Origin of the sequence: Paenibacillus sp. OV219 (genome assembly GCF_900110075.1) — a bacterium.
Taxonomy (GTDB): Bacteria; Bacillota; Bacilli; order Paenibacillales; family Paenibacillaceae; genus Paenibacillus_Z.
This window is the reverse complement of the sequence record NZ_FOCJ01000012.1, coordinates 38,851-61,726: the sequence shown is the minus strand read 5'-3', so window position 1 is coordinate 61,726 and position 22,876 is coordinate 38,851. Positions and strand designations below refer to the sequence as shown.

Here is a 22,876-nt window from a genome sequence, read left to right as displayed (position 1 = left end):
GCAAGAAAGCCAAACCAAACTATAGGGGGATTAAGATGAATTTGCGTTTGCGAAGTACAGCAATCATGTTAACAGCTTGTTTGGCACTAGCAACAGGGTGCGCTTCAAATAACAACAGCTCAAGCAACAATGAGCAAAATGCAGCGGCGAACACCTCGAATACTACGAATGCGAATGGGAATGCAGCTAATTCTGCAGCACAAGCTGCACCTGCGGATCCTTTCGGTAAATACGCAGAGCCGGTGACGATCAATATCGGCAAATCGATTGACCCGACCTCGGAGAAGACACTACCAGCTGGTGATACGGTTGAGAACAATCAGTATACCCGCTATACGGAAGAGAAATTGAACATTAAGTTTAACCATGTTTGGCAAGCACAAGGCGATGCTTACACGCAGAAGCAGAAGCTGGCGATCGCTAGTAACGACATTCCGGATGCGATGATCGTAAACTATGCGGATCTCGTGAAGCTGGTGGAAGCTGGCCAATTGGAGGACATGACTGAGGTTTACAAGAACTATGCTTCTCCGCAAATTAAAGAAATGTATGAATCTGCGAGCGAAATCGGTCTTAAGCAGGCGACGTTCGACGGCAAGCTGATGGCGATTCCGAACTCGCAAACGTTGGCGGACTCGATCTACATGCTGTGGATCCGTCAGGATTGGCTCGATAAGCTGGGTCTGCAGCCGCCGAAGACGGTGGATGAGCTTGCAGCGGTCGCGAAAGCATTCATCGACAAAGATGCTAGCGGCAAAGGGACGGTCGGTATTACGGGAGACAAAGCTTTGTTCGAAATGGACAACTCTGTCGGCGGATTGGATCCGATCTTCGCGTCATTCAAGTCCTACCCGCTCAACTGGGTGAAGGATAGCTCCGGTAATGTGAGTTTTGGCGGCATTACGCCAGAGACGAAGGAAGCGCTGGGCAAGCTCCGCGATCTGTATGCGCAAGGCTTAATTGATAAGGAATTCGCGCTTCACACCGATCCGCTTGAGCTTGTGAGAGGCGGTAAGTCGGGTATTTTCTTCGGACCATGGTGGATGGGCTACGACCCGCTGCCGGATACGATGAAGAATGATCCGAAAGCGAATTGGAAGCCTTATCTGGTACCTCTTGATTCCGCAGGCACGTTCAATACGCATGTACAATCGCCGACAAGCGCTTACTTCGTTATGAAGAAAGGCTTTAAGCATCCTGAAGCACTCATGAAATATATTAATGTTCAAGTCGCAGCGGAAACTTATGCGGATCCGGATTCGTCGAAGCTTGATCCAGGTGTTGGCTTGCAGAACTGGCCATTGCGCAGCGTGACGACGTATGCAGATAACGTAGAACGCAACTCGAAGGCGATCAACGATGTGATTGGCGGCACTGCAGACGTATCGACACTAAACAGCAACCAAAAACCGCTATATGAAGATTGGCTGAAAACGAAAGACGCTCCTGCAACTGACTTCGGCGCGTGGGGCCCTGCATTCTCCTACATTGTTTCCGGTCAGGAGCTGTTCAAGCCAATGAACAAAGTATTCAGCTTGTTCTATGGTCAAACCAAATCCATGGAAACCAAATGGGCGAACTTGCTGAAATTACAAAACGAAACGTATACCAAAATCATTATGGGCAGTGCCGACCTGAATGCTTTTGACGAGTTCGTTAAGAACTTCAAGGCGCAAGGTGGAGATGAGATTACGAAGGAAGTTACAGAAGCTCTCAAGGGATAGGAAGAACGAGCTAGCGATTAGCGCTGGGGGCTTAGCTCCTGGCGCTAATTGTTCTAAATGAAGGAGTGGGAAAGCAAAGATGAAGAACAAGGCATTCATTACGAACTATTACCTGATGCTGATTCCCGGAATGATACTACTTGTTATGTTCTCTCTCGTTCCGCTGTTCGGGGTTGCAATCGCTTTCGAGAACTTCAACTCCGGTCTTGGCATCTGGCACTCGGAATGGGTGGGACTCGATAACTTTAAGTATATGTTCCAGCTGTCCGACAGCCGTGTTATTTTTATGAATACCATTTACCTAGCAGTGATGAAGATTATCGCAAACTTGATTGTACCGCTCGTATTTGCCCTTTTGCTGAATGAGGTTCGTAAGATGGCATTTAAGCGTTTTGTACAGACGATCGTTTATTTGCCTCACTTTCTGTCTTGGGTAATTCTTGCCGGCATTGTGACAGACATGTTCTCTTATCATGGTATTGTGAATCAATTTTTCGGTGTGTTCGGCTTTAAGCCTGTCCTGTTTCTAGCTAACAATACGTGGTTTCCCGGCATTCTCGTTGGAAGTGACGTGTGGAAGGAATTCGGCTTTAATACCATTATTTATTTAGCCGCGCTGACCGGCATTAATCCATCTCTTTATGAAGCAGCAGCGATCGATGGAGCCGGTAGAGCCAAACAGCTATGGCATGTAACGCTGCCCGGCATCAAACCGACGATTGTGCTGCTTGCAACGCTCAGCCTCGGTAATGTCTTGAATGCGGGCTTCGATCAAATATATAACATGTACAATCCGCTCGTGTACTCGTCCTCCGATATTATCGATACGTATGTGTACCGCGTAGGTCTCTTGAATGTGCAGTACGGATTGGCGACTGCGGTAGGCTTACTCAAATCGGTCGTCAGCTTGCTGCTGATCGGTGTTTCTTACACATTAGCGTCCAAATTCGCGAATTACCGTATCTTCTAATAAAGGAAGTGATTGAACCATGGTTAAAACACGCTCATTCGGCTCGATTTCCGCTGATACACTCATTTACCTGATTTTAGGCATCGTTATGATCTCTACGCTTTATCCGTTATGGTATACTGTTGCGGTATCTTTCAGTGATAGCAGCGCAGCGGCAGGGGGCCTCGTCAAATGGCATCCCGTTCACTTTAATTTGGCGGCTTACCATGAAATTATGAGCGACCGGAAGTTTTTTAAGGCGTTCCTGATTTCGATCGAACGGGTTGTTCTCGGAACTTCGATTAGTTTTGTCATTACCTTATTGATGGCTTATCCGCTCTCGAAAGAGAATACAATCTTTCCGGGACGCAATATCATTATGTGGTTTCTGGTCGCCATGATGCTGTTTAACAGCGGGCTCATCCCATGGTATATGACGATCAAATCGTACGGTATGCTAGATTCCATCTGGGCGCTTGTCCTGCCATACGCGGTGCCGGTCTTCAACATTATTCTCGTCATCAACTATTTCAGAGGCTTGCCGAAGGAGCTCGATGAAGCGGGGATGGTCGATGGAGCGGGAGCTTGGTATTTGCTTCTCAAGATCTACCTGCCGCTCTCGGTTCCCGTCATGGCAACAGTCACGCTGTTCAGCATCGTGTTCCACTGGAACTCCTTCTTCGACGGTCTGATTCTGATGAATAAGCCGGCCCATTATCCGTTGCAATCCTACGTGCAGCAGCTCGTTATTAACATTAATACGGCGGAGCTTACCACCGATCAGCTGCAGAATCTGTCGCAGCTATCGAACAAAACATTGAATGCAGCGAAGATCGTAGTCACTATGGTGCCTGTACTCATCATTTATCCGTTCTTGCAGCGGTACTTCGTACATGGCATTACGCTCGGCTCTGTGAAAGAATAATGACTCGGTCAAAATAGGGAGAGAGTGAGATGCCAAGCTTTGTTTACCAGGGAGAGAAGACGAAAGAAATCGTGTTTCCGCTCGGCGGCATTGGAAGCGGCAGCATCGGCCTCGCCGGCAACGGCCGGCTCGTGGACTGGGAGATATTCAATCGGCCTAACAAACGGAGCGTCAACAGCTTTAGCCATTTTAGCGTAAAAGCAGAAGCTGGCGGGAAGCTGCTCGATGCCCGTGTGCTGAATGGGGACCTGCTTCCTTCATATATGGGGGAGCGTCGTATCGTTCCTCATAGCGGTTACGGATTCGGGCCGGAATCAACGACAATGGCGGGCGTACCGCATTTTCGCGATTGCGTATTTACTGGAGAGTTCCCGCTTGCAAAGCTGGAATTTACTGATGAAAGGTTTCCCGGTGCAGCATCCATGCGTGCGTTTAATCCGTTTATCCCGCTTAATGATGCGGATTCCAGTATTCCAGGCGCTTTCTTCGAGATTGAGCTTACGAATACGACAGATCAGCTGATTACCTATACCGTAAACGCTTCGGTGGGCAATCCCCACACGAGCCCGGTCAGATGGAACCGATACAAACACGATAGCGGGAGCGGGCTTCATCACATTCAGATGGGCACGGATGAATACGCTTCCGATAGCCCGAAGCGAGGCGACATCAGCATCTCGACGGATGCCGCGGATGTCAGCTATCAGGAATATTGGTATCGCGGCACCTGGTGCGATAACCTCGAGATGTTCTGGCGGGATTTCACCGAAACGTCGAAGTTTAACAATCGGACCTATGAGAATCAGGAGTTCAAAGGCTCGGACCTCTGTTCACTCGCTGCCCACGTCGAGATTGAGCCAGGGCAGACGAAATCAGTCCGATTCGTCATCACCTGGAATTACCCAAACTGCTTCAATTACTGGAGCACGGAAGTTTACGGCGCGAAGGATGATCCCTATTATCATCCAGAGCATCCGACCGTATGGAGCAATTATTATGCTTCTTTGTTCGAGAATTCCGTGCAGAGCGGCGCATATTCGCTGCGGCATTGGGATCGTTTGTACGGAGATACGCTGCTGTTCAAGGAAGCGCTATTCTCCTCCAGCATTCCGGTAGAAGCCATAGATGCAATATCTGCGAATATCTCAACGTTGAAAACAGCTACCTGCTTGCGCCTTGCCGACGGTTCCTTCTATGGGTTTGAAGGTACCATTGAGCATTCGGGCTGCTGTGAAGGTTCCTGTACGCATGTTTGGAACTATGCCTATGCGCTGCCGTTCCTGTTCCCGAAGCTGGAGCGTTCTATGCGGGACTTGGATTACAAGTACAATATGCGTGAAGATGGGCGAATGTCGTTCCGCCTGATGCTGCCGCTCGGCAAGCCGAATACGATGTTCGCTTGTGCGGATGGACAGTTCGGCGGCGTCGTGAAGGCGTACCGTGACTGGAAAATATCAGGGGATACGGACTGGCTGCGATCTAGCTGGCCGTCCATACAGAAGTCGATCGAATACGCGTGGGCGGAGACGAATGAGCACAAGTGGGACCTCGATAAGGATGGCGTGCTTGAAGGTCGCCAGCATCATACACTTGACCTTGAACTGTTCGGGCCGAATGCTTGGTTGAACGGATTCTATCTCGCAGCGCTCAAGGCTGGCGCCGAGATGGCGCGTTATCTTGGCGATACCGAGAAGGCAGATGAATATGCCGGCTTGTTCGAGCAAGGGAAGAAATGGACAGACGAGCATCTGTTCAACGGAGAGTATTACGTCCAGCAGATTGATTTGACCGATAGATCGATGGTTGAAGGGTATGAGGACCGAGTCGCCGACTACTACTGGAACGAGGAGTCAGGTGAGCTGAAATACCAAATCGGGGACGGCTGCGGCGTTGATCAGGTCATCGCACAGTGGCATGCGAACTTGAGCGGTCTCGGTGAAATCTTCGATCCGGTGCAGACGAAACAGGCGCTGCGCTCTATCTACAGCTATAACTACCGGGTCGTCGGCGATTATTTCAATGCATGGCGTCTGTTCAGCTTGAATGACGAAGCAGGGCTCATTATCTGTTCCTGGCCGAAGGCAGACTCAATGCCGAGAATTCCGCTGACGTACAATCAAGAAACGATGAACGGCTTCGAATATCAAGCTGCCATTCATATGATTCAAGAAGGCATGGTACAGGAGGGCATGGAAATCGTCCGCGCCATTCGTGCACGCTATGATGGGGAGCGGCGCAATCCGTGGAACGAATTCGAATGCGGCAGCCATTACGCAAGGTCGATGGCGAGCTATGCGCTTCTGCCGGCATTCAGCGGCTTCGAGTACGACATGGTGGAAGGGATGATCGGATTTAATCCGGTTCAAACCTCCGAGGATGGCCAATTTACCGCATTCTGGTCGCTGGATTCAGGCTGGGGAACGGTTAGGATTACGCGGAAGAACGTTGAACTGCATGTGCTCTATGGCACACTTTCTATTCGCACGCTGCGCTTGCCTTTCTTGGAAGGTGACTCCTTGCTGGCTGCTACTCTCGCGGGCGATTTAATTCCGGTTAACCAAGCAGCAAACGGCGACTGTTCATTTGCCTCGCCTGTCGTGCTGACTCCGCAATCTTCGTTGTCGATCTTTGTATCTAACACGCTGCAGCATGTCTAGCGGGAGGAAGCGTCCATGGATAATTTATTTCAGCTTCCCACGATGTACAGTGCAATCCGCATACCGGGAATGGAGTATACAAGGAAGCCTGCCGGCTGGTCGTTTCCGAGCCATCGGCATCCGTACTTCGAGTTTCTGTGCTGTGTAGAAGGAGAAATTCGGCAGTGGGTCAACGGACAGCTGTATGTGCTGACGCCGGGAGATATGATTCTGATCGGCTCCGATATGCATCACAGGACGGAAATCGGTAAGGATTGCTTGTTCTTCGATTTTCACTTTGATGTGGAGCAATCTGATATTCATTCGATTATGCAGTCTACGGCCTCTCCACTGCTTCAATACGTGGATCACGAGCCTCTGCTCGCTCGTATCGAGCAGTTTCTAGGCGAGTTTGGCGAGGACCTTCATCAGATGGGGCGGCAGAACGCTGCGGCTTCGGGCGGCAAAAGAGAGCAGCGGCAGGAGCCGTACTTGCAGCAGCTCGAGCGGTCAATCCGCACGCTCAGCATTCATTCCCGCTTGCTTGAGTTCATAGGCATGCTTGCAAACCGTCTGATGCAGATGAGCGTCAGCTTATCTGATATGCAAGTTACCCCTTCGCAAATTCGGCTGGCTCGCGAAGCCTCCTGCTATATCGAAGAGCATCTGCTTGATGACATCCGCGTGCATGACGTGGCGAAACAGCTCAATGTTCACCGCACGCATCTTCATCACTGCTTCAAGAACGTGTACGGCGTTTCGCCAAGCATGTACATTAACAGCTCGCGCATACGTGAAGCGAAGAGCCTGCTGCTGACGAGAGATTGGAGCATGGAGGAGATCGGCTTGCATCTGCGCTTCTCCTCGTCCGCTCACTTCAGCCGCTCCTTCCGCTCAGCGGTGGGCATGCCGCCGATCCGGTTTCGGCAGCGTGCTAGAGCGCTATAAGCGATATTAAAAAAAGATCAACTGCCAGGCCGTAACCTGGCAGTTGATCTTTTTTGTGCGTTTACCCAAGATCGGGCAGCTCCTGCAGCGTAACTTGCGGAGACTTCGTGCCGTGAAGCTCGAAGATAACAATCTCATTCTCGCCTTCTCGAAGCAACGGCGCAGGGACATAGAGCGTAATTTGCGGCCCGATCTCCCAGTACCGGCCGAGGTTAAAGCCATTGATGAACACGACGCCTTTCGTCCAGCCGCTCATGTTCAAGAACGTATCCGCAGGCTCATCTACTTGGAAGCTCCCTTTATAGAAGGTCGGCTCTTCCTGAGTCACAGCGCCAGCATCAAGCGGGGAGTAGACAACACCCGACAAGTCATCGAGCGGGAGCGGATACATCGTCCAATCATATAGAAACTGTCGTTCAATCCGCACGCCTTCCGTGATGCCCTTCGGATCATGCATTTTCCACCCATAATTGATGCGTCCCATATTCTCCACGAGCAGGCTCAAGGTCGCGCCTTCGGCTGGCGTCTCAACCGCAATATCGCCTTCGGCTATTTCAATCGTCAAGTCATGCTTATTCCGTTCTATGACACCTTGATAGTTCCCGCCAAAGTAGACAAGTGCACGATCGCGCACCTCTTGCACCGTCAACTTGCTGAGCGACCGAGGTCCGCTCACATGCGTTGTATAGAGCACAAATCCGTAGTCTTGACCTAGCTTCTCCATCGTCTCCGGATAAGCACGCTTCACCGGCTTTGATATCGCCTCGAGCTGGCTGAATAAATTTGCTTGCTGTGTCAGCTGAACCGTCCCGTACCCTTTTTTGACAATCGGCTCTGGGAGAATCCCCTCGGGAATGTAAGCATACTTAGCGATGACATCGCGGATGGCTAAATACTTGTCCGTAATATCGCCGGATTCGGTAAGCAGGGCGTTATAGTCGTAGCTTGTGACCGTAGGTTCATAGGACGTAAAGAAGTTCGCTCCGTTATAGAAGCCGAAATTCGTTCCTCCTTGGAACATATAGAAGTTAACCGATGCGCCGGATTTCAAGATCCGATCGAGCACATCCGCTACATCGTCATAGCCGCGGACATGATGCTCTTCACCCCAATGGTCGAACCAACCGTTCCAATATTCCATGCACATGAGCGGACCGTCAGGCTCATACTCGCTTAACTTGGCAAAAGCATTCTCAGGGCCCGAGCCGAAGTTCGCCGTTGCGAGCGTTCCAGGCAATATACCGCCTTGCAGCATATGATCCACAGGACCGTCCGAGGTAAAAAGTAGAACATCGATGCCGCGATTGATCATGCCTTCCCTTAGGTAAGCCAGATAGGACTTATCGTTTCCGTAGCTGCCATATTCGTTCTCCACCTGCATGGCGATAATCGGGCCGCCATTCGTATGCAGAAGCGGCACTAATAAAGGCATTAACACATCATAGTACGCATCCACGCGGTCAAGGTAAGGCTGATAATGGCAGCGCAGCTTCATGCCGTCCTCCGCAAGCAGCCAAGAAGGCAGGCCGCCGAATTCCCATTCTGCGCAAATATAAGGGCTTGGTCGAACGATGACATGAAGATCAAGCTCGGCTGCGATTTCGATGAATTGTACGACGTCCGCGATGCTGGTGAAGTTGAATTGTCCGGGCTTCGGCTCATGGAGGTTCCATGCGAGGTACGTTTCAACGGTATTGAAGCCGCAAGCTTTCAGCTTCAACAGACGGTCCTTCCAATATTCCGGAACGATGCGGAAGTAGTGAATCGCTCCCGAGATGATTGGCTGCTTCTTCCCGTTTAGTACAAAATCACGTCCGTCTATTGCAAAGGTTGCCACGTGTTGATCCCATCCTATCACTTTTTGATTATTAGACTTTATGTCAACGGGTAAGGCTTGTCCCTATTCGATCTTTCATCCAAAGGCAGGTATCCCAAGGATCGGATACAGGCTGTCTTGTAAAAGGCAATGTGTGCATATAGCCCGGCGGTCCGTATTCCGGCGTAGCGGTCGTGACATCGAGTCCGCGCGCCTGTCTGATCGATAAAATGTTCCTCCACCATGCCTCGTGTGTGCGCAGCTCCAGCTCATACTCCGGAGCAGCCGGATGAGGCACTTGCGGACCTTGCGAGTACCCGACGCGGGCATGAATGTGAATGGTGCGCTCGCTTGCGAGTGCAATCGCCTCCGCTTGATCGTGCAGAAGCGTCTCGCATACACAGCACCAGTGGCTGAAATCAGCGGTGAGCTTAAGATCCGGGAATTGATGAAGCATCTTTGCCGTATTCCACGGTGTATACATAGCGCGGTGTCGGTGTGTCTCATGTCCGACAGCGACGCCATGCGCTTTCTCCTCGCTAAGCGCGGCCCGGAAGAAAGCCGCCTGATCCTCATCTGACATACAATCCCGTGCGCTATGCGAAATAATGAGCTGCGGGTTAAGCAGCGCTGCCCGTCCCATTCCGTTTGCAAAGGTTTCGATATGTTCCTTCAAGGAGCTGCCTGTTGAAGCAATTAAAGCAATGTAATGGAGCCGATGCTCACGCAGCAGCTCCATAAATTCGTCGACATGTTCGGCTTGAGGCACCGGCGCTTCAACACCTTCGTAGCCTGCGGCTGCAATTTGCCTCAAGCTTTCTTGATAAGTGAGATGCTCCATGCCCCATAATGATTTATAGATTTGAAGACGCATCTTGTCATCTTCTCCTTTCCAGCTATCTGTACTATCGTAGCACTAACGAATTGGAGACTGCTTTTCCGATCGTCCTGACTTTTTGCATAATTGTCGTCTGCCTTGCATTTGACATACCAAGTGGGGAACGCTAGAATAAATCCAACACGATACATCGTGTGCGATGTATCGCCTGGGATGTATTTAGCAGGAAAGGAGAACGAACGTGGAACGAGCAGAGTTTCTACGGGAATCCATTGATTACTTGCACCGGTTCATGATGAAGAGTCTGCAGAGGCATGCCGAGCAGCATGGGGTCACTGTTCCTCAGACGCGAGTGATCGCTGAAGTGCTGATGAACGAGTCGATCAGCATCAAGCAGCTGACGCAGAACCTCAGAATGACGCAAAGCACCGTCTCTGACATTGTGGAGCGACTGACCGCAAGAGGCATTCTTATGAAGACGATAGACCCGAGCGACAAGCGAGCTGTGAAGATATCGCTGCCAGATCCGATTCTGAAGGAAATTAAAGACAGAACACCGGAGCCTTTGAACCAATATGTAAGAGACGTCCTCAGTCTGCTTCCGCCAGACGATCAAGCGACCGTTGAAGAAGGCTTTCGGCTATTCGTGACAGCTGTCAAAGAAAAAGCAAAGGCCGATGGAACCCAGAATGATCATTATTACGATATCTTGTTTTTACCAAAAGAAAACCCATCCGAGAGCTAGAGAAGAGGCAGCATGGGGAAGAGGAGTTAGTTTACGCATGGCAAAATACTTATATAAGCTAGGGTTGTGGGCAGCCAAAGGCAGCAAGAAGGTGCTGCTCGGCGCACTTATTCTCTTAATCGCACTAGGTGCAATTGGTTTGACGCTGGGACCTTCCTTCAGCAATGAATTAACGATCCCGAATACACCGGCCGACAAGGCCGCTAAGCTTATTAGCAAAGAGTTCTCCCAGCCGGGGCTCCAGTCAGCGAAGATCCAAGTCGTCTTTAAGGCACCGGATGGCGAAACATTGGCGTCGGAGAAATGGCAGAAGGTGATTGAGGGCGCAATCAGTGAAATGGGCAAAGCGCCAGATGTCGCGGCCGTTACCACACCCATGCAGCTCAAGAACATGACGAAGCAGATTGGCTACGGAGAAGTCACGTTTAAATTGTCTGCCTTGGACGTTTCGAGCGAAACGAAGGAAGCTATCGTGCATCAGATGGATGTGGCAAGAGAAGCGGGCCTTACGACAGAGGCGCGAGGTGATGTTGTACTAACGGAGGGTGGAGAATTTCCGGTTGAAGTGATCGGGATTGTCGCAGCTTTCGTCATATTGGCGATTACATTCGCTTCTTTCCTCGCCGCAGGTTTGCCGATCCTTTCGGCTCTGGTCGGTCTCGGTATAGGCATGCTGGGCATCGTCATTGCATCGAGCTTCATTGAAGTTCAGAGCGTATCGCTCTCACTGGCAGCGATGCTGGGGCTAGCTGTAGGCATTGATTACGCGCTGTTCATCATTAGCCGATTCAAGCAGCAGCTGGCTCAAGGGTACTCAGTTCAGGAATCTGTAGCCATTGCGAATGGTACAGCCGGAAGCGCGGTACTCTTCGCAGGCGTCACTGTTGTTATCGGACTGCTCGGACTGTCTGTTGCAGGAATTCCGTTCCTGACCATGATGGGAATCGCTTCGGCGCTTTGCGTCATCACGACGGTTCTCGTATCTATCATTGTGTTGCCGGCTCTATTAGGCTGGATGGGTCACAAGCTTTCCCCGTCTAAAGGTAAGAAGGCATCGGAGCGCAAGCGGGCTGCTAGTAAGAAGCAATCGACCAGCAAGTGGGGGACATTCGTTACGAAACGTCCATTGCTCGTATCGTTCGTAAGTATTGCGCTGCTTGCAACGATCGCTGCTCCATTCTTCCATATTAATCTCGGTTTGCCGTCAGACGGAACAACGAAGTCGACAGCAACGACGGAGAGAAGAGCTTTTGACCTGCTGATTGAAGGATATGGCGAAGGCTTCAACGCTTCCTTGATCATCGGGGCGCAAGCAGCTAATCCGACGGAAGCTACTGCTGAGGCTATTACGGGTATTCAGAAAGAGATCAGTGGGCTGGCTGATGTCCAGACCATTACGCAGCCTTTCCCTGGACCATCAGGTAAATTGTATATCATGACAGTCATTCCGAAGTCTGGCCCTGATGATACCAAGACGAAGGATCTTGTGAAGGCGATTCGAGACCTCTCTAGCAAGACGGAATCCGAGAACGGGATCGAGCTGCTCGTTACCGGCACGACGGCGATGAATATTGATATCGCAAACAAGCTAAACGATGCTTTGCCCGTATTCGCTGCACTTATTGTTGTACTTGCTTATGTGATCCTGGTGCTCGTATTCAGATCGATTCTTATTCCTTTGAAGGCTGTTCTTGGTTTCTTGTTATCGCTAGGAGCAACACTCGGTTTCGTCGTCTTCGTCGTACAGGATGGCCATCTGATTCATTTCTTCGGCTTCCCGGCGTCCAGTCCGATTCTGGCGTTCTTGCCGGTTATCTTGATCGGTATTTTGTTCGGACTAGCTATGGACTACGAGATCTTCCTCGTTAGCAAAATGCGCGAGGTATACGCCCAAACAGGTGATCCGCGAAAGGCCATACTGGACGGAGTTCGCGACAGCGGCAAAGTCGTAACAGCAGCGGGACTCATTATGATCTCGGTATTTATCGGCTTCATGCTGGCTCCTGATGCGATCATCAAGTCGATGGGCCTCGCGCTTGCCTTCGGCGTTTTGTTCGACGCCTTTATCGTACGGATGACGCTTGTTCCAGCGGTCATGAGCTTGATGGGCAAATCCGCATGGTACATGCCAAAGTGGCTCGACCGCATTCTGCCGAACATCGACATTGAAGGCGAGAGCATCATGCACGAGATGGAGAAGAGGAAGAGTGCTTAACACACGCGTCTAAGAGACTCTCGTAGGAGTCTCCTTAGTGCCCTAGAGAGAGGTCTTCGGGACTTCCTCTCGGGCACTTTTTTTTCATTATTGTTCAATTCTCGTGAGCCTCTTCTGTCCTATTACAGTTGTAAAAAAGTGTGTTGGAATAATGAATTCATTCTAACGATTTAAGGACGAGTTTACAGTCTGCGCACTTTTGTTTACATTGTTTCTGTGGAGCGCTTAAGCTGGGATCTTGTTTAGCACTAGCTGTATGAATTGCCTGATCTAACAAGTAACTTTCAGTTCTTTCTTGCTCCGATAATTTCAAACACATGCGTGCTCACTCCTCGTGTTCAAGTTATGAGCCAATTATAATCTGCACCTGAAAGTGCGTATTGTAATATCGAACTTCAATTGTAAAAAAGTCAGAGAAACTTGATGAACGAAAAGAAGCGATTAGTACCTGCGGTAGGTACAATCGCTTCTTTTCGTTCTTATTAAGAAAGAACTGGGCTTGGATCAAATTCCACCGCACAGAACTGCCCCGTCACCGCGGATTCCTTCGCCTTCAGGCACAGCAGCGCGCTGTCAATGCCATCCTCCAGCGGCGATACCGATCTCTTCGTCGTACCTCGCATCAGCTCTACGAAGCTAGCAGCGAGTGCTGCGTCACCTCCGAAGTGATTCTCGCCTGCCCCGACTCGATATGTTTCCACGCGAGACGTATGATGCATGTACACGGTGACGACACCCGTGTTGAAGTCGAATTCGACGGTTCCCTTGTAGCCCATGAAGCGGGCTCCGCGAGCACCGGCTTCGCCCCGCACGAAGAAGTTCTGCGAGTACGAGACGTGCATGCCGCTCTCGTAACGGATTAAAGCGCTGCCGGAATCTTCGTTGCCCGTGTCCTTCGCATAGGCGCAATACTCCCAGGAAGCGACCTTCGTCTGCAAGGTGCTGTCCGGGCATGTAAGATATTGATCGCAATCTACACATTTGAGGCCTGCCGGCTTATCGCCTTTGAAGATCTGCTTGGAGGTCATCGCGCAGACGGTTACAGGCTTCATGCCAACAACGTAGTTGATATAGTCAAAATCATGCGTTGCTTTCTGGAGGAAGAGGCCGCCCGTTTCGTTCTCGTCACGGTACCAATTCTGGAAATAAACACCGCCGTAGGGGACGTTGTTCACCGCCTGGGCATGCTCGATTGTGCCGATTTTGCCGGAATCAACAATTTCCTTGACCAGCTGAACGATGGAGGTTACCCGCAGAGGGAATGACACGACGACTGGACTTGGATTCGCTTCATAGCTCGCTTTGAGCCTCATGAGATCCGCCATATTGGTCGAGACAGGCTTCTCCATAAACAAGGGAAGGCCCGTTGGCAGTACCTTTACCGCTTGTTCCGTGTGGCCGGAGCATCTCGTTCCAATCATAACGCCGTCTAGCTGCTCCGCATCTAGCATTTCTTCCGCTGTGCTGTAGTAGCGAACGTCCTCGCCAAGTCCCAGACGCTCTCGATCTGCTTGAATCGCTCCGCTTCGTGGATCAACGATAGCCGCAATCCGGCAGTTTGGGTCTTGTCTTAACGTATCTTTAGCGACGCCTTGAATGCGCCCGCCGAAGCCAATAATGCCAATGTTCATTGTCGCTAGCAGCCTCCCTCAAGTGCTTGATGGTACCAGTATAAGCTGATTAACTATCCGATTCTTTATCCTTAAAGCCGTATTTTTTGTCATTCATGTCTGATAGAGAACATGATAAGCTAGTCTCTATAAAATGGTTATCATCCCGGAGGGGAAAGCAATGGAACAATCGCAGACGGAGCTAGACGACTATTATCGCACGCAGCTAACGCAGACGATCGTGATTGAGCAGATGATTACGATGTTTTACTTCGAATTCGGCCGTGATTACGTGTTTAGCGGTGAAAGTCATAATTTCTGGGAGCTGCTGTACGTCGATCGCGGCGAAATCGAAGTGATGGCGGATGAAGAGAGGCATTTGCTCACGCAAGGCATGATGATTTTTCATAAGCCCAATGAATATCACAAATTCAATGCAGTGGGCGGCAAGGCGCCGAACGTGATCGTGATGACCTTCGAATGCCAATCGGAAGCGATCACCCTGTTCCGTGATCTTGTCATCCAATTGGAAGACGAAGAACGCAATCTGCTGGCGGATATCGTCAGAGAGGGTATGAATGCGTTCGAATTTCCGTTCCGGCATCCGCTGAAGCGCCGCGAGGATGCTAAGCTTGGCAGCGAGCAGCTGATCAAATGCTACTTGGAGATGTTTCTGCTTCGTCTGCTGCGGAGACAAACGTTGCATGCACGCAAGCCATCGCTGTCATCGGCCGCCAAGGAGAGAGCGAGCGACGAGCTGGCTCGGCATATTGCCAAGTACTTGGATGATCACCTCCATACGGAGCTGTCCCTGGACGAGATCAGCCGCATGTTTATGATTGGGAAGACCAGGCTCAAAGAGTTGTTCAAGCAAGCGACCGGCCATACGGTCATGGCCTACGCAGCGAATGCAAGAGTGGAGCGGGCCAAGCTGATGATTCGCGAGCGTACCGATAACATGACTGAGATTGCAGAGAAGCTCGGATTCAGCAGCATTCACTATTTCTCCAAGGCATTCAAGAAACAAACAAATATGACTCCGACGGAGTACGCGCGGACGGTGAAAGCAAGAGTCTAACTGCGATGATGCTTCAGCATGTTTATATCCATTTTCTTCAAACGGAAGGTGAATTTGGATTGATGTCGTATTATCAATATCAATGTTTGTTGATTTGATCAAAGTTAGAGGAGATGAATTCGACGATGGCGATACCGACTCCATTACCGCGAGTAGCGAACTTCGAGAAGCAGGCATTCGGGATGTTTATTCATTGGGGGCTCTATTCCCAGCTCGGGCAAGGGGAATGGGTGCAGCATTTGAGGAATATCCCGATGGAGGAATATGCTAGATTAAAGGATACATTTACTGCAAGTGATTTCGATGCGCGGCGTATTGCGGCAACTGCCAAGCGTGCCGGTATGAAGTATATCGTATTGACCACCAGACACCATGATGGATTCTCGCTTTACGATACGCGTGGTTTATCGGATTATGATGCGCCGCACAGCGCAGCCAAGCGGGATTTAATCGCAGAATTCGTTAAGGGATGCAGGGAAGAAGGCATTGTTCCTTTCTTCTACCATACGACTTTGGATTGGTACCAGAAGAGCTTTAACGAGGATTTCGACAGCTACCTGGAATATTTACGGTCATCGGTCGAGGTATTGTGTACGCATTACGGTCCGATTGGCGGCTTCTGGTTTGACGGGAATTGGAGCAAACCAGGCGCGGATTGGAAGCTCGATGAATTGTATGGGACGATCCGCCGCTTACAGCCGGATGCCATGATTATTAACAATACGGGATTAGATCATCGCGGAGAAGTCGGACATCCGGAGGTCGACAGCGTTACGTTTGAGCAGGGACGGCCTGAACCGATGAATCGAGAAGGCATGAGCAAGTATATCTCCGCCGAAATGTGCCAAACCATTAATGGTCATTGGGGCTTCGGACGACATGATTTCTCGAATAAATCAACCGGTGAGCTAATTGCTAATCTGCTTGCTTGCCGCAAGGTTGGAGCGAACTATTTGCTCAATGTCGGTCCTCTGGCAGGCGGAGCAATATCGAAGCTGCAAGAAGCAACGCTTGAGGTCATCGGGGATTGGTCCCAGTTGCATGGTGATGTCATCTACGAAGGGAAGCCGAGCCGGGTTCAAGGACAAGGCAATAACTTTGCGCTGGAAACAGAAGACGGAACTACATATCTTTTTGTGCATGATTTAACGATTGACGGCCATGCGAATGTAACGACAGCTGCGGGGGGAATCGGACCTAGAGTGTTTACTAACGTAACAAAACCGGTCTCTAGCATACGCTGGCTCGATAACGATGAAGAGCTGACCTACACGCATGATGTGGAATCAGGTTTATTATGTTTCCATGCAACAGGGTATCCGTATGGAGATAACCTAATTGTACGTATAGCTGTAATTTCTTAAGGTTAACGATAGATGAGATAAAGCCATACAGGTGAAGGAATTTCGAGCTGCTAACGCGAATACTCCACTTTGGTTTATTTATAAAGAAGGGGTTATATGATGCAGCAAACTTCCTATTCCGATCCATCGATTATCGAATCCGCGTTTCTCTCGCGCATGGGAGACAAGCGCAATGTCAATCTATACAATGAGCTTCTTGCCGCTGCAGATAAGGGGAGAACAACAACCATTATCGAAGACCCGCTTGGCAAAGTGACGTATAAGAAGCTTCTGCTCTCGATTCAAGTTGTAAGCGCTGTCCTCGGGGAGCACCTTGATGGGCAGCCGAAGGTCGGCGTTCTATTGCCTAACGTCATTGGGAACGTCGTTACGTTGTTCTCCTTATTCAAGCTCGGCGTTACGCCGTGTATGCTGAACTTCTCGATGGGCGCCGAATCCATTGCGGATTGCTGTGCTACGGCTGAGGTGAAGAAGGTCATTACCTCCAAAGCTTTTATCGAGAAGGGCGGCCTGGATTCCATTGTGAAGCACTTGTCTTCCACGGTTCAATTCATCTACTTGGAGGATATTCAGAAGCAGGTCAATTTCGGTCACAAATTAAATGGGTTTGTCCGCTACGCGCTGAAGAGGCGGACTGCTCACCAAACGAACGAAATCATTCTGTTTACGTCCGGTACGGAGAGCAAGCCGAAGGGCGTTGTGCTGACGCATGATAATTTGTATGCGAATGTGAATCAGATGCTGTCGGTCGTTCATTTTATGCCAAGTGATCTGATCTTTAATGCGCTGCCGATGTTTCATTGTTTTGGGCTCCTGCTCGTATTGCTTGGCGCGATCAATGATTTGCCCGTCTATTTGTACCCCAACCCGCTGCACTACAGGGAAATTCCAAGTTCGATTCGCAAAACGAAAGCGACCATTATATGTGGAACATCCACGTTCTTTGAGGGTTATGGCGTAAATGCAGATGACGGCGACCTCACTTCGCTTCGTCTCGTCATTGCCGGCGCTGAGAAGCTGAAGGAAGAAGTAGCGAGGCTGTGGCAGGAGCGGTTCGGGATTCATATCTTCGAAGGCTATGGCGTTACAGAAACGTCTCCCGTTATATCCACGAATACGCCGGATGTCCGCAAACCGGGAACGGTGGGGAGACTTGCGCCTGGTCTGGAATATCGGATAAACAAGGTCGAAGGCATTGCACACGGGGGAACGCTTGTCGTGAAAGGGCCGAATGTGATGAAGGGCTACCTGATTCATGGCAAAGGGTTTGTGCCTTGCGACGACTGGCATGACTGCGGAGACGTTGTAACCGTGGACGATGAAGGGTTTATTACCATTCAATCCAGGCTGAAGCGATTCGCCAAGATTGCGGGCGAGATGGTTGCTCTTGGACATGTCGAGAAGCTGGCTAGCGAGTGCTTCGAGCATGCTGGGTTCTATGCGGTTTCGGTGACCGATAACAAGAAGGGGGAGCGTATTGTGCTCTTCTCAACCAGGGCAGATACAGACTTGAGCAGCTTGAAGAAATATATCAAGACTCAGAAGATTTCATCCCTTTATATTCCGACTCAAGTACACTATCTGTCCGAAGTCCCGATTCTAGGAACGGGGAAGACGAATTACGTTCGGCTTACTGAACAAGCGAATCTGCTGGAAAATGTAGCGCCGGTATTAGGCTAATAACAAAGTGGAAGGTGTGAAGGGTATGATGCAAGAGGAACGCAATTGGGCGGGGAATTACAGGTTTAGCGCTGCGGAGCTGTTCGAGCCTGAGCGAATGGAGCAGCTTCAGGAATGGGTGGCGAATCGCCAACAAGTGAGGGCGCTTGGGACGCGCCATTCGTTCAACAGTATTGCTGATACGCAAGGCAGCTTGCTATCGCTGAAGAAAATGAATCAAGTGCTGGAGCTTGATCATGCCCGGGGGACCGTCACAGTGGAAGGCGGCATTCGGTACGGAGAGCTGGCTGCGTTTTTGCATAATAACAACTACGCCTTGCATAATCTAGCTTCGCTGCCTCACATCACAATTGCCGGTGCTTGCGCAACAGGGACGCATGGATCAGGGGACCGCAACGGAGGACTTGCCACGGCCGTTCGCTCCATCGAGATCGTTACGGCAAGCGGAGAAACGGTTGTTTTCACGCGTGGCGAGCAGCCAGAAGCGGAAGGAGCCTTTGTCGGACTTGGAGCGCTTGGCATCGTGACGAAGCTGACGCTCGACATTATGCCGACCTTTGACATTAGCCAGCTACTGTATGAGAACCTTGCATTATCCAAGCTGGAAAATGGGTTCGACGATGTTTACTCAAGCGCGTACAGCGTTAGTCTGTTCACGGATTGGAGCAGCGATCGCTTCAATCAGGTGTGGTTGAAGCATCTGGCTAGCGCAGAAGATTTGCGCGGCGCAGAAGAATTTCACGGGGCGACAAGGGCCGTCAATTCGCTGCATCCCGTACCCGGTATTTCTGCAGAGCCTTGCAGTGAGCAGCTTGGCAAGCGGGGACCTTGGCACGAGCGGCTGCCGCATTTCCGCATGGAGTTTACTCCAAGCGCGGGAGAGGAGCTGCAAAGCGAGTATTTTGTGCCGCGCAAGCATGCCTATGCTGCATTAGATGCGATTCATCAGCTGCGGGAGCATATTGCGCCGCTGCTGTATATTTCTGAAGTGCGCACAATCGCCGCCGATCAGCTATGGATGAGTCCAAGCTATGGACGAGATTCGGTCGCGATTCATTTTACGTGGAAGCCGCTTGGTGAGGCCGTTCAGCGTATATTGCCGCTTATCGAAGCAGCGCTCGAGCCTTATGAGGCGCGCCCACACTGGGGCAAGCTGTTCACGATGGCGCCGGAGCGGGTGAAGTCGCAGTATGAGAAACGCCTTGATTTTCTAAGTCTCGCTTCCAAGTGTGATCCGCAAGGAAAGTTCCGCAATTCGTTCCTCGATCGGTATCTGTGGTAGAGTTAAAGGGGACATGCACCGCATTCAAGCGCTGCATGTCCTTTGTATTGTATACGCTTACAATTTAACGTATAAGTCAAGGCCCTATGTCGCGATATGCAGGACTTGGCTATCGAGATATAGATCGACCTTGTTCAACAGTTGGCTGAGTTGGTTGTGATTGAATTTCAAATTCGGCGCGACAGCGTTATAAGAGTCATCATACTTGTAAATCTGGAAGCCTCTGTAGTTTTCATAAATTAATCTCATGCGAACTCTCTCCTTTGTACAACAAGATAGCGAAGTGTATGTATAAAGGTAGCATGAAATTGCCGGCAGGAGTAGAGGTGTAAAAGGTTGGAAAATGTCTAGTTTTGGTGAAGGGATGAGCCTGCTTCGGCCGTGATTGAAATAGAAAAAGAGGACATGCAGCGTGCAGCAGCGCTGTAGGTCCTCCTTTTAGGCTAAGATTAGCGTTCGTCAGTTAGTCCGTTAGTCCGTAATATTGCGAGTGTAATATTCGATAATATCTCTGCGGCGGATGATGCCCAGGAACAAGCGGTCGTCGTCGACAACTGGAACGAAGTTCTGGTCAGCCGCGAGCGTGAGCATATCCTCCATATGCGCGTCAACGGCGACGCATTCGTTGTAAATGCGCTTCTTGACGTCGATGATGGACACCTCGTGCATGTTATCGAAATCGAGGCCAGGCGTGCGCTTCAGCTTCCATAACAAATCCCCTTCGGACAACGTCCCGACATATTTGCCGTCCTCGTCGATGAGTGGTATCGCCGTGTAATGGCAAGCATCCAGCTTGTCGACGGCCGTCTTCATCGTTGCGGCTGTCGTTAGGAATGACACTTCTTCTTTAGGTAACAAGAACGATCTGATTTCCACTGTGAGCACTCCTTTTCGCTATATATTTGAGTCATAATTTCAATGAATAAGCTTGCATGGCGTATGATTACACAAGTTACATTAAACATCTTTGGCTGTTTTTGAATCGCCACGATTCGACAATTTTTGCGATCGGGATAAATAAGCAAAAGTTGAGGCTGAATCTCGAACCTTGAACTTTGAACTCTGAACTCTGAACTCTTGAACCTCGGGAGCAGTCCTTTCATAAAATAGGCGTATATCCGCGTCTATTTAGAGAGGAACGTTGTTATGTACTATGCAAACTATGTTCATTCGGGCTATTGGCCCTCTTACTACCGTCATGGCAATCCGGGAAAGCCGCTCACATTCGTGCTCGTACACGGATCATGGGCGGATTCGAGCTTCTGGAGAAGCGTTGGTGCAGAACTCGCGGCAAGAGGCCACATCGTCTATGCACCAGAGTACCCCGGTCACGGAAGTGATCCGAACACGAACGTGACGCACGGCATGTTATCCAAGGCCGTCGCCGACTTTATCATCGGCCATAACTTACAGGATGTCATCCTCGTTGGCCACAGCTTCGGCGGCTCTGTCGTCCAGAAGGCGGCGGAACTTTTGCCGGACCGGCTGAAGCGTATGGTCTTTATGGACGGATTCGTGGTAGGTGACGGTGAATCGCTGGCAGATCAGTTCCCGCCCGCAGCGCGTAGCGGCTTCGAGCAGCTGCGCAAAGCATCAGGCGCTAACGACACGATTATGCTGCCCTATCCGCTGTTTCGGGACAATTTCGTGAACTTGGCCGACGAGGCTCTTGCGCGCCAGCTTTACAGTGAGATCCGCCCCGAGCCTGCGAAGCCGTTGTTCGAGAAACTCGATCTGAAGAGATTTTATGCTCTGCAGACGCCGCGAAGTTATCTGTTTCTGACAGGGGACAATGCCATTCAGCAAGGAGAGGGCTACGGCTGGCACCCGCATATGTCGAGTAGACTGGGCATGTTCCGACTCGTCGTTGCGGAGGGCGACCATATGACCTATTTCCGTACACAGCCTGCTTACTATGCGACGAAGCTGATCGAGGCTTCGCGGGATTAGTATACCCCAATCAACACTCTACCTGCGTGTCTAACGGATCACAGAGAAGCTATTACAACACGTATCGAGGTAGTTTCCCTAATTATAGACTACAATTATGCAACTACTCCATACCATTACGAATGGTTGGCGGCAACAGCCGGTGTTATGATTCGGATAGAGAGTGAGCAAGGAACTGACCACTTAATCCGGAGGTATTAATTGACCATGACGATGAAGATCAAGATGGGAAACGCAGAGCTTACGATGGGAAGCAAGTATATGACGGAGCTGCGCAGCAGCAATGATATCTTCGATGATACGGATGCGCTGAGACAGCGGCTGCAGGAAGACGGCTATCTGCTCCTTCGCGGTTTCCATGATCGTGAGCAGGTGCTTGACGCGCGCAGCGGGATTTTGCGAAAGCTAAACAGTGCTGGCCGCCTGGACACGAACTTCAAGGTCGAAGACGGGATCATTGCAGAAGGCGCGAAGAGCGCGATGTTCGGCGGACCGGCGAATGATGAGGACGCGGACATGCAGCCATTTTATAACCTTGTAAACGGTGACAATGTTATGCAATTCTTCGACCGGCTGCTCGGCGGGGAGGCGATGACGTATGATTACAAATGGCCGCGCGCTGTCGGCAACGGCGATTTCACTGGCGCGCACTACGATATCGTCTACATGGGCAGAGGCACGAAGCAGCTGTATACAATGTGGACGCCACTCGGCGATGTCCCTTACGAGCAGGGGCCGCTCTCGATCTGCTTGGGCTCGCAGCATTTTGAGAAGATGAAGGCGACTTACGGGCAAATGGACGTCGATCGCGACAATATCGAGCTCGGCTGGATCTCGAAGGATCCGATTGAATGTGTTGAGAAGTTTGGCGGACAATGGGCAACGACGCCTTTTGCCGCGGGAGATATGATTATCTTCGGTATGTTCCTCCTGCATGGCTCTGTCAATAACACGACGAATCAGTATCGCATCAGCTCGGATACGCGTTATCAGCTTCGCTCGGAGCCGGTCGATGACCGCTGGATTGGCGTCAAGCCGAAGGGCCACTATGCGTGGAACAAGGAGAAGCCGAAGTCGATGGAAGAAGCGCGCAAGGAATGGTCGATTTAGCAGAAG

18 protein-coding genes are annotated in these 22,876 nt (G+C 50.6%); 13 read left to right on the top strand and 5 right to left on the bottom strand.

The genetic code is table 11. The annotated features are described in order from the left end of the window. Positions 1 to 35: 35 nt before the first annotated feature. From BMY11_RS24045 to BMY11_RS24025, 5 genes are all read left to right on the top strand, one after another. Positions 36 to 1,724 (top strand): extracellular solute-binding protein, encoded by a 1,689-nt coding sequence (locus BMY11_RS24045; RefSeq protein WP_090582193.1) that lies wholly within the window; start codon positions 36 to 38, stop codon positions 1,722 to 1,724. Positions 1,725 to 1,803: 79 nt separating this feature from the next. Continuing rightward, positions 1,804 to 2,694, top strand: coding sequence for an ABC transporter permease (locus BMY11_RS24040; RefSeq protein ID WP_090582191.1), 891 nt, complete (start codon positions 1,804 to 1,806; stop codon positions 2,692 to 2,694). Positions 2,695 to 2,713: 19 nt separating this feature from the next. Beyond that, entirely contained in the window at positions 2,714 to 3,598 is an 885-nt protein-coding gene (locus tag BMY11_RS24035) for a carbohydrate ABC transporter permease (RefSeq protein ID WP_090582189.1), read from the top strand. A gap of 29 nt (positions 3,599 to 3,627) precedes the next feature. Continuing rightward, the gene (locus BMY11_RS24030; RefSeq protein ID WP_090582187.1) at positions 3,628 to 6,255 is read left to right on the top strand and encodes a GH116 family glycosyl-hydrolase; all 2,628 of its coding nucleotides are present in this window, start codon (positions 3,628 to 3,630) and stop codon (positions 6,253 to 6,255) included. Positions 6,256 to 6,270: 15 nt separating this feature from the next. Beyond that, complete coding sequence (locus tag BMY11_RS24025) at positions 6,271 to 7,182, top strand: AraC family transcriptional regulator (RefSeq protein WP_090582185.1); 912 nt, start codon at positions 6,271 to 6,273, stop codon at positions 7,180 to 7,182. Positions 7,183 to 7,243: 61 nt separating this feature from the next. Here BMY11_RS24025 and BMY11_RS24020 read toward each other — a convergent pair whose 3' ends face one another. After that, positions 7,244 to 9,019, bottom strand: a complete 1,776-nt coding sequence (locus tag BMY11_RS24020) for a glycoside hydrolase family 35 protein (protein ID WP_090582183.1) — start codon at positions 9,017 to 9,019, stop codon at positions 7,244 to 7,246. Positions 9,020 to 9,062: 43 nt separating this feature from the next. Further along, complete coding sequence (locus BMY11_RS24015; protein WP_090582181.1) at positions 9,063 to 9,872, bottom strand: sugar phosphate isomerase/epimerase family protein; 810 nt, start codon at positions 9,870 to 9,872, stop codon at positions 9,063 to 9,065. Between the two features lie 205 nt (positions 9,873 to 10,077). Here BMY11_RS24015 and BMY11_RS24010 point away from each other — a divergent pair, with 205 nt between their 5' ends. Further along, entirely contained in the window at positions 10,078 to 10,581 is a 504-nt protein-coding gene (locus BMY11_RS24010; RefSeq protein ID WP_256217750.1) for a MarR family winged helix-turn-helix transcriptional regulator, read from the top strand. A gap of 37 nt (positions 10,582 to 10,618) precedes the next feature. After that, positions 10,619 to 12,796, top strand: coding sequence for an MMPL family transporter (locus BMY11_RS24005; RefSeq protein WP_090582179.1), 2,178 nt, complete (start codon positions 10,619 to 10,621; stop codon positions 12,794 to 12,796). A 482-nt stretch (positions 12,797 to 13,278) separates the two neighbouring features. Here the strand turns inward: BMY11_RS24005 and BMY11_RS24000 are convergent, their stop codons facing one another. Next, complete coding sequence (locus BMY11_RS24000) at positions 13,279 to 14,427, bottom strand: Gfo/Idh/MocA family protein (RefSeq protein ID WP_090582177.1); 1,149 nt, start codon at positions 14,425 to 14,427, stop codon at positions 13,279 to 13,281. 160 nt (positions 14,428 to 14,587) lie between these two features. Between BMY11_RS24000 and BMY11_RS23995 the strand changes: the two genes are divergently transcribed. The 4 genes from BMY11_RS23995 (at position 14,588) to BMY11_RS23980 (ending at position 19,810) form a co-directional block, all read left to right on the top strand. Beyond that, on the top strand, positions 14,588 to 15,484 hold the full coding sequence (locus tag BMY11_RS23995; RefSeq protein WP_090582175.1) for an AraC family transcriptional regulator: 897 nt from the start codon (positions 14,588 to 14,590) through the stop codon (positions 15,482 to 15,484). A gap of 125 nt (positions 15,485 to 15,609) precedes the next feature. Next, on the top strand, positions 15,610 to 16,848 hold the full coding sequence (locus tag BMY11_RS23990) for an alpha-L-fucosidase (RefSeq protein WP_090582173.1): 1,239 nt from the start codon (positions 15,610 to 15,612) through the stop codon (positions 16,846 to 16,848). Positions 16,849 to 16,944: 96 nt separating this feature from the next. Further along, the gene (locus BMY11_RS23985) at positions 16,945 to 18,528 is read left to right on the top strand and encodes an AMP-binding protein (protein WP_090582171.1); all 1,584 of its coding nucleotides are present in this window, start codon (positions 16,945 to 16,947) and stop codon (positions 18,526 to 18,528) included. A 25-nt stretch (positions 18,529 to 18,553) separates the two neighbouring features. Then, positions 18,554 to 19,810 carry an FAD-binding protein gene (locus BMY11_RS23980; RefSeq protein ID WP_371262931.1) on the top strand — a complete coding sequence of 419 codons (1,257 nt, stop codon included), beginning with the start codon at positions 18,554 to 18,556 and terminating at the stop codon, positions 19,808 to 19,810. An 84-nt stretch (positions 19,811 to 19,894) separates the two neighbouring features. Here BMY11_RS23980 and BMY11_RS29010 read toward each other — a convergent pair whose 3' ends face one another. Together BMY11_RS29010 and BMY11_RS23975 are read right to left on the bottom strand one after the other, a co-directional pair. After that, positions 19,895 to 20,059, bottom strand: coding sequence for a hypothetical protein (locus BMY11_RS29010; RefSeq protein WP_177182798.1), 165 nt, complete (start codon positions 20,057 to 20,059; stop codon positions 19,895 to 19,897). Positions 20,060 to 20,281: 222 nt separating this feature from the next. Then, the gene (locus BMY11_RS23975; protein WP_090582169.1) at positions 20,282 to 20,686 is read right to left on the bottom strand and encodes a CBS domain-containing protein; all 405 of its coding nucleotides are present in this window, start codon (positions 20,684 to 20,686) and stop codon (positions 20,282 to 20,284) included. Positions 20,687 to 20,956: 270 nt separating this feature from the next. On the opposite strand from BMY11_RS23975, the gene BMY11_RS23970 reads away from it, so the two are divergent. Both BMY11_RS23970 and BMY11_RS23965 read left to right on the top strand, forming a co-directional pair. Next, the gene (locus BMY11_RS23970; protein WP_090582166.1) at positions 20,957 to 21,760 is read left to right on the top strand and encodes an alpha/beta fold hydrolase; all 804 of its coding nucleotides are present in this window, start codon (positions 20,957 to 20,959) and stop codon (positions 21,758 to 21,760) included. Between the two features lie 207 nt (positions 21,761 to 21,967). After that, positions 21,968 to 22,870: a phytanoyl-CoA dioxygenase family protein gene (locus BMY11_RS23965; RefSeq protein ID WP_256217749.1), complete on the top strand. Its 903-nt coding sequence runs from the start codon at positions 21,968 to 21,970 to the stop codon at positions 22,868 to 22,870. Positions 22,871 to 22,876 lie beyond the last annotated feature (6 nt).

What these genes read in the sequence shown, in the direction of transcription:
- BMY11_RS24045 (WP_090582193.1), top strand. Translation starts at nt 36, where the DNA reads ATGAATTTGCGTTTGCGAAGTACAGCAATCATGTTAACAGCTTGTTTG.
- BMY11_RS24040 (WP_090582191.1), top strand. Translation starts at nt 1,804, where the DNA reads ATGAAGAACAAGGCATTCATTACGAACTATTACCTGATGCTGATTCCC.
- BMY11_RS24035 (WP_090582189.1), top strand. Translation starts at nt 2,714, where the DNA reads ATGGTTAAAACACGCTCATTCGGCTCGATTTCCGCTGATACACTCATT.
- BMY11_RS24030 (WP_090582187.1), top strand. Translation starts at nt 3,628, where the DNA reads ATGCCAAGCTTTGTTTACCAGGGAGAGAAGACGAAAGAAATCGTGTTT.
- BMY11_RS24025 (WP_090582185.1), top strand. Translation starts at nt 6,271, where the DNA reads ATGGATAATTTATTTCAGCTTCCCACGATGTACAGTGCAATCCGCATA.
- BMY11_RS24015 (WP_090582181.1), bottom strand. Translation starts at nt 9,872, where the DNA reads ATGCGTCTTCAAATCTATAAATCATTATGGGGCATGGAGCATCTCACT.
- BMY11_RS24005 (WP_090582179.1), top strand. Translation starts at nt 10,619, where the DNA reads ATGGCAAAATACTTATATAAGCTAGGGTTGTGGGCAGCCAAAGGCAGC.
- BMY11_RS24000 (WP_090582177.1), bottom strand. Translation starts at nt 14,427, where the DNA reads ATGAACATTGGCATTATTGGCTTCGGCGGGCGCATTCAAGGCGTCGCT.
- BMY11_RS23995 (WP_090582175.1), top strand. Translation starts at nt 14,588, where the DNA reads ATGGAACAATCGCAGACGGAGCTAGACGACTATTATCGCACGCAGCTA.
- BMY11_RS23990 (WP_090582173.1), top strand. Translation starts at nt 15,610, where the DNA reads ATGGCGATACCGACTCCATTACCGCGAGTAGCGAACTTCGAGAAGCAG.
- BMY11_RS23985 (WP_090582171.1), top strand. Translation starts at nt 16,945, where the DNA reads ATGATGCAGCAAACTTCCTATTCCGATCCATCGATTATCGAATCCGCG.
- BMY11_RS23980 (WP_371262931.1), top strand. Translation starts at nt 18,554, where the DNA reads ATGATGCAAGAGGAACGCAATTGGGCGGGGAATTACAGGTTTAGCGCT.
- BMY11_RS29010 (WP_177182798.1), bottom strand. Translation starts at nt 20,059, where the DNA reads ATGAGATTAATTTATGAAAACTACAGAGGCTTCCAGATTTACAAGTAT.
- BMY11_RS23970 (WP_090582166.1), top strand. Translation starts at nt 20,957, where the DNA reads ATGTACTATGCAAACTATGTTCATTCGGGCTATTGGCCCTCTTACTAC.
- BMY11_RS23965 (WP_256217749.1), top strand. Translation starts at nt 21,968, where the DNA reads ATGACGATGAAGATCAAGATGGGAAACGCAGAGCTTACGATGGGAAGC.